Source organism: Bradyrhizobium sp. USDA 372 (assembly GCF_053629095.1).
Window position 1 is genome coordinate 1,831,593 of sequence record NZ_JBRJHR010000001.1, and the last position, 16,138, is coordinate 1,847,730.

Here is a 16,138-nt window from a genome sequence, read left to right on the forward strand (position 1 = left end):
GTCACCGGATTCAGTTGCGCGGGGCGACGTTCACTGATTCAGTCGTTGCGAGAGCAGCCCGCTCAGGCTGCGCTGACGGTGGCGAACTCCGCGGCCAGGAACTGCTTCTCGAAGGCCTCGGCCGGCATCGGACGGCCGAAGAAATAGCCCTGCCCTTCCTCGCATCCCATGCTGACCAGGAGGTCGGCCGTTGCGCGGTTCTCGATGCCTTCGGCCACGACCGTGAGACCGAGCTGCTTGCTGAGGCCGATGGTCGAGCCGACGATGGCGGCGTCGTCGGAATTCGAAAGAAGACCGAAGACGAACGACCGGTCGATCTTGAGGCCGTCGAGCGGAAACTTCTTGAGATAGCTCAGGCTCGCATAACCGGTGCCGAAATCATCGAACAGGATCCGGACGCCGAGCTCCTGAATTCGCTTGAACGTTTCAAGCACGCGCTGTTCGTCATGCAGCAGAATGTCTTCGGTGACTTCGATCTCGAGCAGCGATGGCGTCAGCCCCGTCTCGTCGAGCAGCGCTGCGACCGAATGCGCGAGATCGCCGGACTGAAGCTGCGAGGGTGAGAGGTTGATCGCAACACGCACATCGTTGCCGGCCAATTCCCAGGCCCGCGCCTGACGGCAGGCCGTCTCCATCACCCAGTTCGCGATCCGCTCCGACAGCGCCGAGGTGTTGACGACAGGCATGAATTCGGCTGGCGAGACGTAGCCGCGCACCGGATGCCGCCAGCGGATCAGCGCTTCGGCTCCGACCAGGCTGCCGTCGATCAGGCAAACCTGCGGCTGGTAGAACAGCTCGAATTCGCAGCGATCGGCTGCAAGCGCCAGCTCGCGCTCCAGCGTCAGCCGGTTCTCGAGCTCCTGCCGGATCGCGGCTTCGAACACCACATGGCTTCCGCGCCGCGTCGTCTTCGCGCGGCTCAGCGCAAGATGGCCATTGCTCAGGAGATCGTCGGCCTTTTGCCCGCCCTCGGGATAAACGGCGACGCCGACGCTGATCCTGATGCGGTGCTGCCGGTCGCCAGCTGCGAGCGGGGTTTCGAACGCGCGCGCGATCCGCTCGGCGAACGCCGAGACCGGCTCGCCAAAGTCAGTGCAGTCGATCGCGATGGCAAATTCGTCGCCGCTGAGCCGGGCGATGATCGCCTTGCCGTCGACTTCGCTCCGGAGCCGCTCGGCGACCGCGCGCAGCACGAGATCGCCAGCGGAGTGCCCGAGCATGTTGTTGATCTCCTGGAAGCCGTCGAGCCCGAGCACGAGCAACGCGACGCCGGAAGACCGCCGCTCCGCCGCGGCGATCAGATCGGTGAGGCCAACATGCAGCATGTTCCGGTTGGCCAGCCCCGTCAGCGCATCATGCTCGGCGAGATATCGAATCCGTTCGGCTTCACGCTTGCGGACCGAAATATCGCGCAGGATCGCTCCGTATTGAAAGCCGTCCGTTCCCTGCCAGCCCGAGAAGCTCGCCTCGACCGGGAAGATTTCCCCGTTCTTGCGCCGGCCTTCGAACTCGACGACGACGGCGCCGCCCGGAACCAGGAGCGCCTCGCGCGCGGCGTCGTGCATGGACGGCCTTGCACGTCCGTCCGCCGGCGGAGCGCACAGCGTTTCGAACGGGCGACCGATGATCTCGGCCGGCATGTAGCCGAAGATCGCGCTGGCGCCGGGATTCCAGACCGTGATCCGGTGATCCTCGTCGGTGCAGACCAGCCCGTCGCCGAGCGACATCGCGATGCGATGAAAGCGGCTCTCGGCGATGCGTCCGAGCAGGCTGCGGAAGTCGATTTCGTCGAGCGCAATTGCCGTCAGGTAAGCGACGATCGCGATGTGGAACAGCGACGTATCGATGACCAGGGGCCATGTTGCCTGCACGAGGAGAGCGGCCAGTTCGACCGCCGCCCCGGCTGCGATCAGGATTGCGACGCGAAGTCCCGGTGCGACGCGGCGCCACGAATACATCATCAGCAGGCAGATCGCGCCCAGCCCGAGCACCATGCCGATATCGGAGGTCCAGCGCAGCGTCCGGTTCTGAAGAATCGATTCAGCGGCGAGTGCCTGGAGGACCGGCCCCGAGACGATTCTGCCGTTCGGAACGCTGAAGCGGTCGCCGAGCTCGAGCGCCGTGGCGCCAATGATGACCTTCTTGCCTTTCAGCCGATCGAGCGTGGCGCGATCGCCGCGCAGCACGTCGACATAGGAGACGGTTGGAATTGAAGCCGCACGAATACTGAAATCGACCAGGAAGGGCGGCCGCCGATTGGCGTCCTGTCCCGCCAGCACGACGGCCATCGAAGGCATGAACGCGTCGCCGAGCTTCTCGCCGAACGGATAGCGGCGAACCAGCCCGTCGGATTCGATCGCGACATTGACGAGGGCCGGCCACGACTGGTTGCTGAACGACTTCAGCGGCCGGTTGACGTGGGCCGGGCCGCCTTTCGGCGTCGGCTGCTTGAAGGATGGCAGGATCGTCGAGCCGCCGGCGTCCCGCAACGCCTTGGCAAAGGCCTCGTCCGAGGCCGGGTCCGACGGCGTGCTGAAATCGACATCGAACGCAACATCCTGCGCTCCCGCCGCTTCCAGCCTTTGCAGCAGCTCAGCATGGAGGTGCCGCGGCCAGGGCCAAACCCCGATCTGGTCGATGGATGGCGCATCGATGCCGACCACGACGATGTCGCCGCTGGCCGCACGCGCTTGCCACTTGAATCGAAGGTCGGTGAGCGCATTGCGAAGCGCACCGTGCCAGCCCGTGGACAGCACCACGGCAAGCGCGATCACGACGAGAATATGCGGCCGATAGCGTTTCACCCGATCCTCCCGCGCACCCGCTTGCCTGCAGGCGCGCCCCTCTTCCCCTAGCAGACCGCCTTAATGCCGGTTGCGACCGTGGCCATTGCTGCCGGAACCGCCGCCGTTCAAACCGCTGTTACCGCTGTTGTGCCAGCCGTTGCCGGTGGCGCCGTTATTGCCGTTGTTGCCGTTACCGCCATTGCCATTATTGCCGTTGCCGGAATTGCCGTTCCCGCCGTTGCCGTTGCCACCGCCGTTTCCGTTATTGGCTGCCGCTGCAGCTATCGCAGCGCCCGGGTTCGACGAGCTGCCAGCGCCAGGCGTTGCGGCAGTCTCATTCGCGCTGTTGGGGGCGATCGCGCTGGTCTTGTTGTCGCTCCAGACCGTCTCGCTGCTCGCGCTGGCATTCGCGTTGCGCACCTGGCCGGGTGCCACGGCGCCGTGGGCAAGCCCGCGCGTGACCTTGTGGAAGTTCAGCTTGACCTCACCGAGCGAGCTCGAGATCCGCACGACGCCGGCCTTGGCGGCGTGACCAGCAGCCGCCTGGTGCGACGGCTTCGGCGCACCGGCCGTCTTGTTGCCCTTGTCGATCGGACCGAGCGCATGGATGGCATGGCCATTGGCAGCATGGCGCGGCGCCGACAGGCCCGATTTCGGCACTGGGACTCGCTCGATCGTGGGCGCGCGGGGCTTGCCCTGCTCGATCGGATTGAACGTGCCCGCACCGCTCAGGCTGAGACCGGGCTTGCCGTGCTCGAAGACGGTGGCCGCTTGTCCGGGCATCACTTGTGCAATCTGCCCCGTCTTGAAATCGGAGACTTCGACCTGGCCGCGGAGCACGCCGACCTTGGTGCTGCCGGCACCGACCCTGACGCTGAACTGGGTGCCCTTGACCACGGCGGCGAGATAGGGGGTCTCGACCTCGAAATGCTTGACGTTGCGCTTCTCGACCTCGAGCAGGATCGAACCTGCCTGCTGGACGATGGTGGTCGACAGGCCGTCCTTCTTCTCGGCCGGCAAGCCCACCACCGAATTGGGAGAGATCAGGATCGTTTCCTCGCCGCGGACGAGGAGTACGCGCCCGTTGCGGCCGGTGCGAATGGTGTCGCCAGGTTTCAGCGTTCCTTCCGGGGTCAACGACACCTGCTGAGCGCCGTTCGTTGCAAGCCAGACCTCGCCCGAGGACTTGCTGACGGACCACACACCGTCGTCCGCCGCGAATGCACCGGAGGCCGTTCCCAGGATCACCGCCGCCGCCAGGGCCCGCCGCATTCCAACCTTGCCGAACATGATGATCCTCAGCCCCGCGTTTCAAGCCAGGCCTGAGGGGTATCCGAAATCACTCAAGATAGGATTATCGGAAAGCGGCCAGCCGCGCGGCCGAATTAACCAATCGTTGACCATAAAAAACTAAGAAAAATCATGCCTCTAACGAGACCTTACCGCCCCGTCGCAGATCCTCCGTTGAACTACGGAGATAGGATCGCTGCGCGCGGTGAGAGACGGCATCTCCTTACCGCATTGGTTTCGCTGGCAGCAATTTTCGCGACAACTCCAACGGCACTCGCGCAACAGGCGAACCAGCCGGGTTTCGATCCACGCCAGCCCGAGAAATATTTTGATAACCAGACCGAGCAGGAATCGCTCGGCCGGCCGCCGGTCCGATTGCCGAGCGTCGGACAGCCCATCATCGGCGGCGATACCAAGCCGCAATTCGTGCTGCGCGGCGTCAGCGTCAGCGGCGCCCATGCCATTTCCCCCGATCGCATCGCCGCGATCTACCAGCCTTATCTCGGCCGGAAGGTCTCGCAGGCGGACTTGGTCACGATCGCAGGCGCCATCAGCGACCTCTACCGCGCAGCCGGCTTCCATCTCAGCCGGGCCATCGTGCCACCGCAGGACATCGCGCACGGCCGAGTCCGGATTCAAGTGCTCGAAGGCGCCATTGTGCAGGCCGAGCTGAAAGGCGACGGTGCCGAGCAGTTCGGCGTCAGGCCGATGCTGGCGCCGGTTCTGGCCGAACAACCGTCGCGGCTGGCAACGCTCGAACGCCAGCTCTTTCTGATCAATGGCAGGCCCGGCGTCCGGATCACCGACACTGCGCTCGAGGAGATCGGCGGTACGACGGGCCGCTTCCGCCTGACCGTCTCCTTGAAGACCTGGCACGTCTTCTCCTCGTTCGGCCTCGACAATCTCGGATCCTCGTCGGTTGGTCCCTGGCAAACCTACGCCACCGGCGCGTTCAACTCCTACCTCACGCCCGGCGATACTCTGGCGATCAACCTGTCGACTATTGCCAACGATCCGCGCCAGCTCGGCTTCGCACGCCTGTCGTACGATGCGCCGGTCGGCGTCGACGGTATCCGCCTCGGCGCTTCCGTCCTGTACAGCGCTGTACAGCCCGGCGATATGCGCCGGCTCGACAGCGACATCACCACAACAGAAGCTTTCGAGGTGCGGGCAAGCACCGTGCCCTTCATGTCGCAATCCTCGGGGCTGACGCTTACTGTGGCAGGCACCTTCAGCAATGTGTCCGAGCACGACATTTACGGCCCCTGGTACAACGACCACATCAGGACCGCGAGCCTGACGGCCGACTACCGGCTGCAGGATCCCCTTGGCGGCACCAATCTGGCGACGCTGACCTTCCGCCAGGGCCTCGACATTTTTGGCGCCTCGCATTTCGACGACGATCTGTTGTCACGCGATGGCGCATCGTCGAACTTCTCGGTGCTGAATCTCTGGTTCACGCGCTACCAGACACTCAACGATGCCTGGTCGCTCAAGCTCGCTGCGGCGAGCCAGACGGCGTCGCGTCCACTGTTCACCTCGCAGCAATTCTATCTCGGCGGCGCTGCCTTCGGCCGCGGCTATGGCGCAGCCGAGATCAGCGGCGACAACGGCCTGGCCGGCTCGCTCGAGCTGCGCTTCGACCAGAAGCTCAATTTCCGCTACTGGACCGGCTATCAGCTCTATGCCTTTGGCGATGCCGGCGCCGTCTGGAACCACGGTTATCGCCTGAGCGACGGGCTGTCGCTGACATCGGCCGGAGCCGGTGTGCGCTTCTTCCTGCCGGACGACCTCCAGGCCGATTTCGGCGTGGCCGTCCCCCTGAGCTACCGGGCGCCGGACAACGAGCGTCGCAGCCCACGCTTCGTTTTCACGCTGTCGAGCGCACTCCGGCTCTGCCCCGAGCGCGGCAAGGCTGGCTGTCTCTAGCCACCCCGTTCTTCGGGCGATCGCCCCGGCTTGCCGGCTTTTCCCGGTCTTGCCCGCAGACTTGCCTAAATTTAATCCTCTAACCTTGCTCACGATCGCTCGACCGGGGGTTCCCGATGACCATGTTCAGGCAAAGGTGATTTGAGACAGACCATGAAGAAGGTGTTTGCCGCCCTGGCGTTTCTCTGCGTCCTTGGCATCGGGCAGTATTTCGTCGTCAGCCGGTTCGCGATCCGCCACGAGACCTTGGCCCTCTTCGACGCCTCGCGCCAGCGGCCGGTCGCGGTCGAGATCGCCGTGCGACGCGACCATGAGACCAAGGCCAATCTCGGCCTCTGGAAGCTCCCCCTCGCCGTCATCAGCAATGGCAACACCGTCAAGGCGACCGAATATTCCTTCCTTGCCAATGCGCTCGCCGCCCGAGGCTATCTGGTTGCCAGCATCCAGCAGGACCTGCCGAGCGATCCCCCGCTGATGACCCAGGTCGGTCAGCAATATGTCGGCCGGCGCGAGGTCTACATCCGCGCCGAAGCCAACATTCTCTTCGTGCTGGGCGAATTGAAGAAACAGCAGGAGAACGTCGAATACGACCACATCACCCTCGTCGGCCACTCCAACGGCGGCGATGTCTCGATGTACGTCGCTCATCAGCACCCCGAACTGGTGTCGAAGGTGATCACGCTGGATAATCTGCGGGTGCCCTTCGTGGTCAGCGACCACATGAAGATCCTGTCGTTCCGCTCGAAGGACCCGCACTTCGTGACGGACCCCGGCGTGCTTCCGACGCCGGAAGAGGCCAAGGCGCGCGGCATCGATATCATCCACACCGGCGCACAGCACACGGAGATGAGCGACCGCGGTCCCAACTCGGTCAAGGAGAAGATCCAGGAGACGCTCGACCGCTTCCTGCGTGACAGCACCAGCAGCGCGCTCGCGCCGGCGGATACGAAGAGCCCGATGATCATGAATCCGGCTGACTATTAGCGGGTCCGCTTTGCGGCAGATCAAGGCGGCTCCAAGACGGCACGGTAGAAAGCCTCATGGCGTCGGAGAGACACGTGTCGCACTATACCGAAAGTCTTGATGCGAAGGGCCTTGTTTCGAAGAGCCTTGTTTCGAATGGTCTTGGCCTGCCCGCGGCAAGAATGCCGGCCTTCATGCGGCATCTTTATCGTTCGACCCGCAGGTTGCTGCGGTCGATCGCCGCCCGCATTGATCTCTCGCAGTTTCCAGGATCCTGCTGCGGATGAGCGCGGCGGCCGCAAGCGAATGCAGAAAGATTGCCCGATGCTCCGGCATGTGAGACGAGTTTTCCTGCTGCTTGGCCTGGTCTCCGGCGTCGGCACGTCGTCCGCTCTCGGCGCTGATGCCGATCACGGTGCCGACCTCGCCAAGCGCTGGTGCGCGAGCTGCCACGTCGTGGCGAACGGACAGACCCAGGCGAGCGCCGACGTCCCCTCCTTTGCATCGGTTGCGCGCAAGCCGGACTTCAGTGCGGAAAGGCTCGCGTTCTTCCTGCTCGACCCGCACCCGAAGATGCCGAATTTTCCCCTGAGCCGGACTGAAGCCGGCGATATCGCGGCCTACATCGCATCGCTGCGCTAGATGCATGATCGGGCCGGAACGCCGGGCTCGCACAAGCCGTGCAGCGCTTTTCCCAAAATCACTCCTCAGCACATGCCAAGCTACACGAAGGGCTACAAATGCAAATCCCTGCCGGTGAACCGGCAGGGATCAGCAGAAAGGATGACGGACGGCGAATGAGAACATTCGGTGGCCCGTCATGGACCTGCACCAGTATCGAAGCGCGGATATTCACGCCACACAAGATCAATTTGTGGGCACGTGTACACACACCGAAAGTCAGGATTTGCCCTTGCCGGGTTGCATGAGACTGCCGGTCATCTGACGCATGTGATCTCCGGCGCTGGTGAACTGACTGCGCAGGAAATCGGATTGGATCCGCATCGCCTCCTGGAGGTCGGTGGCATGCACCAGCTTGCGCGCATGCTCGAAGGCCGACTTCATGTTCTGCTCCGTGAAGGCCAGCGCCTGCTTGGACACCTCCGTCCCCGCGCCCGGAACGGACGACATCGATTTGGTCGCCGCTTCAAAGAACATGCCGAAGGCCTTTTCCGCCTGGTCGATCGTCTTCTCGGCCAAGTCACGCAGTTCGGCCGGAACTTCGATTTTCGGTTCGATCATAGTCGCACTCCTCCCTTTTTCCGTCTGAATACCACATTTGCCTGACCGCCATCCAGCCGCCAGCCTTCCGAGGAACGACGTCCGGGAGCCCTGCTCTGGCAGGAAAGGGGCGGGAAACGGCCTGGGACCGGCGCGCAGCCGGACTTTAGGATAAAGGGTGCTCGGGTAGAGCTTCTTCGGTGGCGAGATCTTCGACCAGCTTGATCACTTCGAAGCGCTGCCGCGGCGCGAGCTTCAGAAAGGCGCGGAGCAGGCGCAGACTTTCGACAGTGCTGCTTGCAGGCACACCGAGCTTGAGATGCAGCTCAGCCGCGAAATTGAGGTTTTTCATCTCGCACCTATGACAAGCATCGGCCTTCGTGATCCGCTCGAGACGCCACGACAGACCCCTCGCGACGAATGTTCGGCCGAGGGGACCGGTCGGGTTGCACGCTGAACCGCACCAAACGACGGCCTCAACAACGCGGTTGCAACTATGCCAAGTAACAACCCTTCCGGCAAGCCCAACCGTGGGTATAGCGATGCTTGGTCTGCAGCGCGCTACGGCGATTCCGGATAACAGGAATATCGATCGCCGTCACCCACCTGCGTCAAGAAGCGGCATCAGTCACGCACACAGCAACTCGTGACCGTCAATCAGGCACAGCGTTTCGTCGTGTTTCCGATGTGAATGCACCTTGGCGCGCACGAATTGGCGATTCTTCGGCAGAATACACGCATTTGTTGAATCCGGTCCCGGCGGTTGCGTTAAGCGCATGAAAGTCGATCTTGCGGCCGACCCACCGTGAACCGCCGTCCAGGCGCGAGCGACCAAGCCGTTGCGGCACGGCCACGCAGATACGGGCGCCATGGCTGAAAACTCTTCGATTTGGGCGCGCGTCAGCACCAAAAGGACGACGGCATGCTTTCTCGCTGCGATCTCATCAAGGGCGCCGCAGTCGCTCTGCTCACCCTCTCGACACAAGGCGCATGGGCGCAGGAGACCAAGATGAACCTGTTCAAGATCATCACCATCAAGGACGAAATCGTCGTCGGATTGTCGGCGGAGGAGCTTCAGGCGCTCGGCGGCAACGATGCGAGCGCCGTTGCACACGCGCTGGCACAGAAGGGCGATCTCACCGTCTGGCAATACAACGTGCATCGTGGGCCCAACGGCGAATTACAGCAGGCGCCGACAGCCAAGATCGGGCTGCTGGCCAATGCCTCGCTGCGCGTCGAGCCCTACACCACGCCCTACCAGATCGTCCCTCATCCGTAGGCAACAGGCGGGACGCCGGCGGCCGAACCGCCGGCGCCTTGCAATCATCCACGCCGGCCCCCGCGCGCCGTTCCCGTCTCCGTCGCAAAGCCGTAGATCAGCGCCAGCCGGTCCAAACATTCGCGAAAACGCCGCGCGAAGTAATCGTTCCAGCGTTGCGTCCGGACGGCACGACGCTGCCCAACCTGATCCATGGTCAGACCCAGCACCAGCACGTCGTGCACCAGCGCGGCGCCGTCGGTGCCGAGCTCTCGCTCGATCCGGTTGAGCCGCAGCACCGCCTGACGCTGGCTCTCGGTGACGGGCTCGCGCGTGCCGGTGCCATCGACATATTCGCGCGTCGTATCCACCGCCTGCGGGCCCCGCTCGGCCCGCTCCCAATCGTTCTGGAAGGCGCGCCCGCCGCGGTATTGCGCCTCGTCGATCTGGTGGTGCGCGTGCAGTCGGCCGAGCGGATCGCCGCGGACCGACCGGATCGCCAGGATCTTCTCGCCGGAATCGAGCGCGAGCGGATTGTCGACCTCCACCTCCGCGATCTCGGCGTTGAACGGCACCTCCCGCGACCGCCGGTCATAGATCTGCGCCAATTTATAGGACTTGTTGCGTCGGGCACGAGCCACTCGGATATTCCTTGCAAGACTGAGGGGTTGAACGGAGGGCGGCACCGTCAGAGCGCCGAGACCAGCTTCAGCACGACGGGGCCTGCGGCACGGGCAGCCGACGCAGCCTCGGAACGGCGCGCCAGGCGGGCATGCGGCGCGCAATAGCTGGAGCCCGGCTGGCGCGCATGGCCACAGAAGGTGATCTCCTCACCGTCCTTGTCGCCGCCATAGGGATATCGGCAGTGGGCCGGCTCGAGCTCGACCAATTGGATCAGGCGCGGTTGGATGCCGACACACCGCAACTTCACCCGCGCCGCAGGCTTCATGGCGGACTTCGGCGGCAGATTGAGGCTCGGCCACGCCACCCCGCGCGGCGAAAGCAGGCCGGGTTCACCCGGCAAGGGCGGCGCGAGCGCCGGGCTCGTCATCCATTGCGGCACGATGAGCCCGAGCCGCTTGGCGCGGCCGACCACCGCGCTGCGCGTATAAGCCGTTCCAAACCTTGCGTTTATCTGTCTTCCGATCTCCGCATAAGAAATCCCTTTGAGAAAATAGTCGCGAAGCGCGTCGGAGTGCTCCGACGGCCAATGGCCCGGTTCCATGCTGCTGTCCTGTGATGCGCCTCCACCCGCGAGGCGAGACACACATTCCGTTATTCCGAATGCAGAGTCAAGCCATATTTCTGATATTCATAATTGCATCAATTCCGAATTTCGGATTACAAGAGGCAACGTTGCGCAATCGAGGGAATCACCATGTTGGACGTAGCAATGATCGAGCGGGGCCTGGAGAAGACGGGCAAGAGCAAGGGCGGCCTGGCTGCGGCGATGGGCGTGCGACCCGGCGCGGTCTCGGAGATTCTCGGCGGCGAGCGCCTGGTGAAGGCCTCGGAGATCATTCCTATCATGGAATATCTCGAGCTCAATCTCGCGCCGATCATGGGCCGGGTCGGAGCCGGCGCGGTGATCGAGCCGGACTACGAACAGGTTCCGCCGGAAGGGCTCGGCGACGTCGCATTGCCGTTCCCGATCATGGAAGAGACGATCGCATTCGAGATCGTGGGCGATTCGATGCTGCCCAAATACGAAAGCGGCGACGTGATCGTCGTCTACAAGGACCAGCGCCATCCGTTGTCGAGCTTCTACGGCGAAGAGGCGGTGGTCCGACTCAAGACCGGCGAGCGCTACCTGAAGACCATCGAGCGGGGCAAATCCCCCTCCGTGGTCAACCTCACGAGCTTCAATGCCAAGCCGATCGTCGGCGTCAAGCTCGACTGGGTCGGGGAAATCTGCCTGTCCATGCCCAAGGGGCAGCTTGAGCGGCTGCGTGCGAAATCGGCGCGCCCGCGCAAGAAGGGCAAATGAGAGGACCGGCGATTTCTGATTTATAGAAATCGCCATTGACATAGTTCCGATTTTCAGAAATAATCTGCCGCATCCCGGCCATCGGGGCGCGGCAGGATCGTTTCATGCAATATTTCGTCGTGATGATCGATTATGGGCGGCGAGGCCGCGAGGCGGTCGTCGATCCGGAAATCACCAGGCGAGAGGTCATCTCCCGCCTCGCCTCGGGCGAGTATCGGAACGTCTCATTCATCCACGAGATTGTGGAGAACTCGGTCGAGGATGTCACCGAGGCCATCCTGGCCGAGGCGGCCCTCCCACAGGTCGAGCCCGAGGATTTCGACATCCAGGCAATCCGCCTCGATCACGTCCGTGACCTGCGCAAGCACGAGCCGACGTGACGCAGGCTTGAAGCCCGCGCCACCTCAGTCCGGCGCTACACCAGGAGAACGGTCGATCCCGTGGTCTTGCGTGCTGCAAGATCGGCATGCGCCTTGGCGGCGTCCTTCAGCGGATAGGTCTGGTGCACCTCGATCTTGACCGCGCCGGACTTGACGACGTCGAACAGCTCGCCCGCCATCGCCACCAGATTTTCGCGCTTGGCGGCATAGGTGAACAGCGTCGGACGCGTAACGTAGAGAGAGCCCTTCTGGGCGAGCAGGCCGAGATTGAGCGGCTCCACTGCGCCGGAGGACTGGCCGAACAGCGCGGCGACGCCGAGCGGCGCGAGGCAATCCAGCGATTTCAGGAACGTATCCTTGCCGACGGAATCGTAAACCACCGGCACTTTCTTGCCGCCGGTGATCTCGTCGACCCGCTTCACGAAATCTTCCCTTGTATAGATGATCACGTGGTCGCAGCCATGCGCCTTGGCGAGCTTCGCCTTCTCGTCGTTGCTGACGGTGCCGATCACGGTCGCACCGAGATGCTTGGCCCACTGGCTCAAGATCAGGCCGACACCGCCAGCCGCGGCGTGGAGTAGGATGGTATCGCCAGCCTTCACCCGATAGGTCTGGCGGATCAGGTACTGCGTCGTGAGCCCCTTTAGCATCATCGCCGCCGCGGTCCTGTCGTCGACGCCGTCGGGCAATTTCAACAGCCGGTCGGCGGGGATCAGCCGTGCCTCCGAATAGGCCCCGAGCGGCGAAGCGCCATAGGCTACGCGATCGCCCGGCTTCAGATCGGTGACGCCGGGCCCAACCTCCTCGACGACGCCGGCCGCCTCGCTGCCGAGTCCGCTCGGCAGTGGCGCCGGATAAAGGCCGGAACGGTTATAGATGTCGACGAAATTGAGGCCGACGGCGGTGTGGCGGATACGCGCCTCGCCGGGCCCAGGTTTGCCGACGCTGACCTCCTCCCAGACCAGGACTTCCGGACCACCGGTCTTGTGAAAGCGAATGGCATGCGTCATGGGCTTGCTCCCTTATCGTTGAGGTGAAGGTCCGAATACCGGATCGGCCTGTGAAATAGGCATTTGGTCCGCCCGTTACAGTATAGAAGCCGTAACAAGAATGTCACAGCGACCGACAAACGCCCGCCGTTCCGCCTCCGTTCGAAAGAGTTGATGAGGGCTCCGGGGCAACCGGCGGTAGCCTTTGTGCGGGGTTTGATGGTCGCCTGCGAAGGAGAGCCGAGATGCCAGCTTACGTTCAGCATCATCAGGACGTCGAAATCGCGCCAGTGAATTGCCCTACCTGTATGGGGTTCCTGCCGATGTATGTGCGCGAGGTCGAGCCGCATTGGAGCCTTGCCAAGATCGACTTCGTCTATGAATGCGCCGATTGCGGCGCCGAGGTCAGACAGACGATCCGCAAGCCGGAGTTGCTGCGACACTGATCGCGTCGCCGGCGAACCGCTCAAACTATTTGCGCTAAACGGAAAAATCGCCGTTCGCGCGGGTCTGATGTCTCCCAAACGAGGCTTGTTCTTTGCCGGGAACGCAGGCAGAACAAGCCCCAAGCAAGACCTTTGGGAGCGCCATTCGTGGCTGATCAGAAGGCCTCGACCTCGATCGAGGCAGTGGAGAGCGGCCTCGCCGCGCAGGGCTATATCGCGAGCCGGCAGATCGCGACCGCCGTCTATTTGTCGCAGCAGATCGAGAAGCCGATCCTGGTCGAAGGCCCCGCGGGCGTCGGCAAAACCGAGCTTGCCAAGGCGATCGCCGCCTGGCGCGGCATGAAGATGATCCGCCTGCAATGCTATGAGGGCCTCGACGAGGCCAAGGCGCTCTACGAGTGGAAATACGCCAAGCAGCTTCTTTACACGCAGATCCTCAAGGACAAGCTCGGCGAAGTCCTCGGCGGCGCGCAGACGCTGCATGCCGCGCTCGACCAGCTTCACGATTTCGGCGACGTGTTCTTCTCCAAGGAGTTCGTCGAGCCGCGGCCGCTGCTCCAGGCGCTTGAGCAGCCGGGCGGCTGCGTGCTCCTGATCGACGAGATCGATAAGTCGGACGCTGAATTCGAATCGCTGCTGCTGGAGATTCTCTCCGATTTCCAGGTCACGATCCCCGAGCTCGGAACCGTCTCGGCGATCACGCCGCCGACGGTGATCCTCACCTCCAACAGCGAACGCGACCTGGGCGATGCGCTGAAGCGACGCTGCCTGCATCTGCATATCGGCTTCCCCGAGCAACGGCTCGAGGAGCGCATCGTCGAAAGCCGCGTGCCCGGCATCTCGCAAACGCTGCGCCGCCAGATGGTCGGCTTCATCCACGAGATCCGCTCGCTGGATCTGAAGAAGCTGCCGTCGGTCAGCGAGACCATCGACTGGGCGCGCGTGCTGGTGCTGCTCCAGGCTTCCGAACTCGATACCGAGATCGTCAAGGACACGCTCAACGTGCTCCTGAAATACGAAGCCGACATCGAGGCCGCGACGCCGCAGGTGACGACCTTCATTGCCAAGGCGGCCCGGTCCAACGTCTTCGGTTGACGCCGATGCGCGAAAATCTCCATCGCTTCTTTCGGGCGGCGCGCGGCGCCGGCGTCCACGTCTCGCCTGCCGAAAGCATCGATGCGATGCGCGCCGTCTCGCAGGTCGGCTTTTCCGACCGGACCATCCTGCGCGACGCACTGCTGCTGACGCTCGCCAAGTCGCAGGACGAGAAGCTCGCGCTCGGCGACTGCTTTGACCTGTTCTTCAGCCAGCCGGAGCCGCGACAGGATCAGCCCGAGAGCGCCGATCAGGATGCCTCGCAGGATAAGGATCAAGCGCCCTCTTCCGGCGCGGCCAGCGATGCCGGCGGCGGTTCGTCGCAGCAGGAACCGGGCTCGCTCGCTCAGATGCTGCTGTCGCAGGATCGCAATGCCATCGCGGCCGCGATCGCCAGCGCAGCTGGCGCGGCCTCCCTATCCGACATTCGCTACTCCACCCAGCGCGGCATATTCTCCAGCCGCATCCTCGACGCCATGGGCCTCCAGCGCCTGCGCGACGATCTCGACCAGCTGACCGCGACCAACCCGGCCCTGGCCGAGCGTCTGCGCGCCGCGCTCGATGCTTTACGTGAAGCCGTGCGCGATACGGTCTCTCAGGGGCTTGCACTCTATGCCCGGGAGGAGGCCGAAAACCTCCGCAACGAGATCCTGCGCAACGCACCGCTCGCCCGCATCGAGCGGCGCCAGGTCGCCGAGATGCGCGCTCTCATCCGCCAGATCGCGCGCCGGCTTCGCGAGCGCTACTCCAAGCCGCGCAAGCGCCAGCGCCGTGGCCATCTCGACGTCCGTCGCACGCTCCGTCGCAACGCAGCCTGGGGCGGCGTGCCGTTCCTCACGGCGTGGAAGCGCAAGCATCGCGACCGGCCGAAGATCGTCGCGCTGTGCGACGTCTCGGGCTCCGTTGCGCAAGTCTCCGACTTCTTCCTGCTGCTGATCCATTCGCTGCACGAGGTGGTCGACGATGTCCGCTCGTTCGCCTTCTCTTCGCACCTGATCGAGGTCAGCGAGATCCTGGAGACGAAGTCGCCGGAGGAAGCGATGTCCGAGATCATGTCCAAAGTCGGTTTCGGCTCGTCAGATTACGGCTCCTCGCTGGTCGATTTCGAGAAGGAGTTCATGAGCACGCTGACGCCGCAGACCACGGTGATCGTGCTCGGCGATGCCCGCAGCAACAATCTCGACCCACGCGCCGACATTCTGCGCCGGATCTCCGAGCGCTCGAAGCGGCTGGTCTGGCTCAATCCCGAGGGTCGGCTCGCCTGGGGCTTTGGCGATTCCGAGATGCCGCGCTACGCAACCTTTTGCAGCGTCGTGCGCCAATGCGCGACCGCGCAACAGCTCGAGCGCGCCGTGTCCGACATTGTGGCGACTTATCAGTAAGTAATAGCAGCCGCGAGCGTCAGGCGGCGTTCAGCTCGGCCTGATTGCACTCCCGAAAGTGATACGCGATTTCGGCGAGCGCGCGCTGCTCCCATTCTTCTGCCTGCGCCAGCCAGAACAGCCGGCGCTTCGAATCGAGCGCTGCGCGCTCGCGGCACAAGAATTCCTGACTGCGTATCTCAACCAGCCTGTTCATGCACTCCACTCCTGCCGCGTGAAGTCACTGCCCGCAAATCAACCTAACAGACTCCTGAACCTCGCGTCTCATGATTTCTGTGCATATCGCGACGCAGAATGGGACAACGATACTTCCCGTGCACTGCGGGAGCTCGCATCGCAGCATCAAGTGCGGATCATCAATTAGTGATCGGAGCTCGTGCGATATTCGTGCGCAAACGATCTTAACTTTTGT

At 63.5% G+C, this 16,138-nt stretch carries 18 protein-coding genes; 10 read left to right on the forward strand and 8 right to left on the reverse strand.

What is annotated here, in order from left to right:
• Positions 1 to 62: 62 nt before the first annotated feature.
• On the reverse strand, positions 63 to 2,804 hold the full coding sequence (locus tag AB7M16_RS08945; protein WP_453943689.1) for an EAL domain-containing protein: 2,742 nt from the start codon (positions 2,802 to 2,804) through the stop codon (positions 63 to 65).
• A 60-nt stretch (positions 2,805 to 2,864) separates the two neighbouring features.
• Complete coding sequence (locus AB7M16_RS08950) at positions 2,865 to 4,076, reverse strand: FecR family protein (RefSeq protein WP_453943690.1); 1,212 nt, start codon at positions 4,074 to 4,076, stop codon at positions 2,865 to 2,867.
• A gap of 132 nt (positions 4,077 to 4,208) precedes the next feature.
• Between AB7M16_RS08950 and AB7M16_RS08955 the strand changes: the two genes are divergently transcribed.
• From AB7M16_RS08955 to AB7M16_RS08970, 4 genes are all read left to right on the forward strand, one after another.
• A complete protein-coding gene (locus AB7M16_RS08955) occupies positions 4,209 to 6,005 on the forward strand; it encodes a ShlB/FhaC/HecB family hemolysin secretion/activation protein (RefSeq protein ID WP_453943691.1) in 1,797 nt (598 codons plus the stop codon).
• A gap of 153 nt (positions 6,006 to 6,158) precedes the next feature.
• Positions 6,159 to 6,989, forward strand: a complete 831-nt coding sequence (locus AB7M16_RS08960; protein ID WP_212255348.1) for an alpha/beta fold hydrolase — start codon at positions 6,159 to 6,161, stop codon at positions 6,987 to 6,989.
• A gap of 74 nt (positions 6,990 to 7,063) precedes the next feature.
• Positions 7,064 to 7,255, forward strand: coding sequence for a hypothetical protein (locus AB7M16_RS08965; RefSeq protein WP_260380117.1), 192 nt, complete (start codon positions 7,064 to 7,066; stop codon positions 7,253 to 7,255).
• Positions 7,256 to 7,292: 37 nt separating this feature from the next.
• Entirely contained in the window at positions 7,293 to 7,610 is a 318-nt protein-coding gene (locus AB7M16_RS08970; protein WP_260380118.1) for a c-type cytochrome, read from the forward strand.
• 258 nt (positions 7,611 to 7,868) lie between these two features.
• Here the strand turns inward: AB7M16_RS08970 and AB7M16_RS08975 are convergent, their stop codons facing one another.
• On the reverse strand, positions 7,869 to 8,210 hold the full coding sequence (locus AB7M16_RS08975; protein WP_036007681.1) for a phasin: 342 nt from the start codon (positions 8,208 to 8,210) through the stop codon (positions 7,869 to 7,871).
• A 145-nt stretch (positions 8,211 to 8,355) separates the two neighbouring features.
• Positions 8,356 to 8,541, reverse strand: coding sequence for a hypothetical protein (locus AB7M16_RS08980; RefSeq protein ID WP_025037658.1), 186 nt, complete (start codon positions 8,539 to 8,541; stop codon positions 8,356 to 8,358).
• Between the two features lie 570 nt (positions 8,542 to 9,111).
• On the opposite strand from AB7M16_RS08980, the gene AB7M16_RS08985 reads away from it, so the two are divergent.
• The gene (locus AB7M16_RS08985) at positions 9,112 to 9,468 is read left to right on the forward strand and encodes a hypothetical protein (RefSeq protein ID WP_172785498.1); all 357 of its coding nucleotides are present in this window, start codon (positions 9,112 to 9,114) and stop codon (positions 9,466 to 9,468) included.
• Between the two features lie 44 nt (positions 9,469 to 9,512).
• Here AB7M16_RS08985 and AB7M16_RS08990 read toward each other — a convergent pair whose 3' ends face one another.
• Both AB7M16_RS08990 and AB7M16_RS08995 read right to left on the reverse strand, forming a co-directional pair.
• On the reverse strand, positions 9,513 to 10,088 hold the full coding sequence (locus AB7M16_RS08990) for a hypothetical protein (protein ID WP_036007689.1): 576 nt from the start codon (positions 10,086 to 10,088) through the stop codon (positions 9,513 to 9,515).
• 47 nt (positions 10,089 to 10,135) lie between these two features.
• Positions 10,136 to 10,672 (reverse strand): GcrA family cell cycle regulator, encoded by a 537-nt coding sequence (locus tag AB7M16_RS08995; RefSeq protein WP_439366494.1) that lies wholly within the window; start codon positions 10,670 to 10,672, stop codon positions 10,136 to 10,138.
• A gap of 153 nt (positions 10,673 to 10,825) precedes the next feature.
• Here AB7M16_RS08995 and AB7M16_RS09000 point away from each other — a divergent pair, with 153 nt between their 5' ends.
• Complete coding sequence (locus tag AB7M16_RS09000; RefSeq protein WP_036045323.1) at positions 10,826 to 11,434, forward strand: S24 family peptidase; 609 nt, start codon at positions 10,826 to 10,828, stop codon at positions 11,432 to 11,434.
• Between the two features lie 104 nt (positions 11,435 to 11,538).
• On the forward strand, positions 11,539 to 11,814 hold the full coding sequence (locus tag AB7M16_RS09005; RefSeq protein WP_172785501.1) for a hypothetical protein: 276 nt from the start codon (positions 11,539 to 11,541) through the stop codon (positions 11,812 to 11,814).
• A 35-nt stretch (positions 11,815 to 11,849) separates the two neighbouring features.
• Here AB7M16_RS09005 and AB7M16_RS09010 read toward each other — a convergent pair whose 3' ends face one another.
• Positions 11,850 to 12,824: a quinone oxidoreductase family protein gene (locus AB7M16_RS09010; protein WP_453943692.1), complete on the reverse strand. Its 975-nt coding sequence runs from the start codon at positions 12,822 to 12,824 to the stop codon at positions 11,850 to 11,852.
• Positions 12,825 to 13,048: 224 nt separating this feature from the next.
• On the opposite strand from AB7M16_RS09010, the gene AB7M16_RS09015 reads away from it, so the two are divergent.
• The 3 genes from AB7M16_RS09015 to AB7M16_RS09025 all read left to right on the forward strand — a co-directional run bounded on the left by AB7M16_RS09015 (position 13,049) and on the right by AB7M16_RS09025 (position 15,726).
• On the forward strand, positions 13,049 to 13,249 hold the full coding sequence (locus AB7M16_RS09015; RefSeq protein ID WP_027545881.1) for a hypothetical protein: 201 nt from the start codon (positions 13,049 to 13,051) through the stop codon (positions 13,247 to 13,249).
• A gap of 147 nt (positions 13,250 to 13,396) precedes the next feature.
• Complete coding sequence (locus AB7M16_RS09020) at positions 13,397 to 14,344, forward strand: AAA family ATPase (protein WP_036007771.1); 948 nt, start codon at positions 13,397 to 13,399, stop codon at positions 14,342 to 14,344.
• A 5-nt stretch (positions 14,345 to 14,349) separates the two neighbouring features.
• On the forward strand, positions 14,350 to 15,726 hold the full coding sequence (locus AB7M16_RS09025; RefSeq protein WP_212255337.1) for a vWA domain-containing protein: 1,377 nt from the start codon (positions 14,350 to 14,352) through the stop codon (positions 15,724 to 15,726).
• A gap of 19 nt (positions 15,727 to 15,745) precedes the next feature.
• On the opposite strand, the gene AB7M16_RS09030 is transcribed toward AB7M16_RS09025, so the two are convergent.
• Positions 15,746 to 15,922: a hypothetical protein gene (locus AB7M16_RS09030; RefSeq protein ID WP_172785505.1), complete on the reverse strand. Its 177-nt coding sequence runs from the start codon at positions 15,920 to 15,922 to the stop codon at positions 15,746 to 15,748.
• Positions 15,923 to 16,138: the final 216 nt, after the last annotated feature.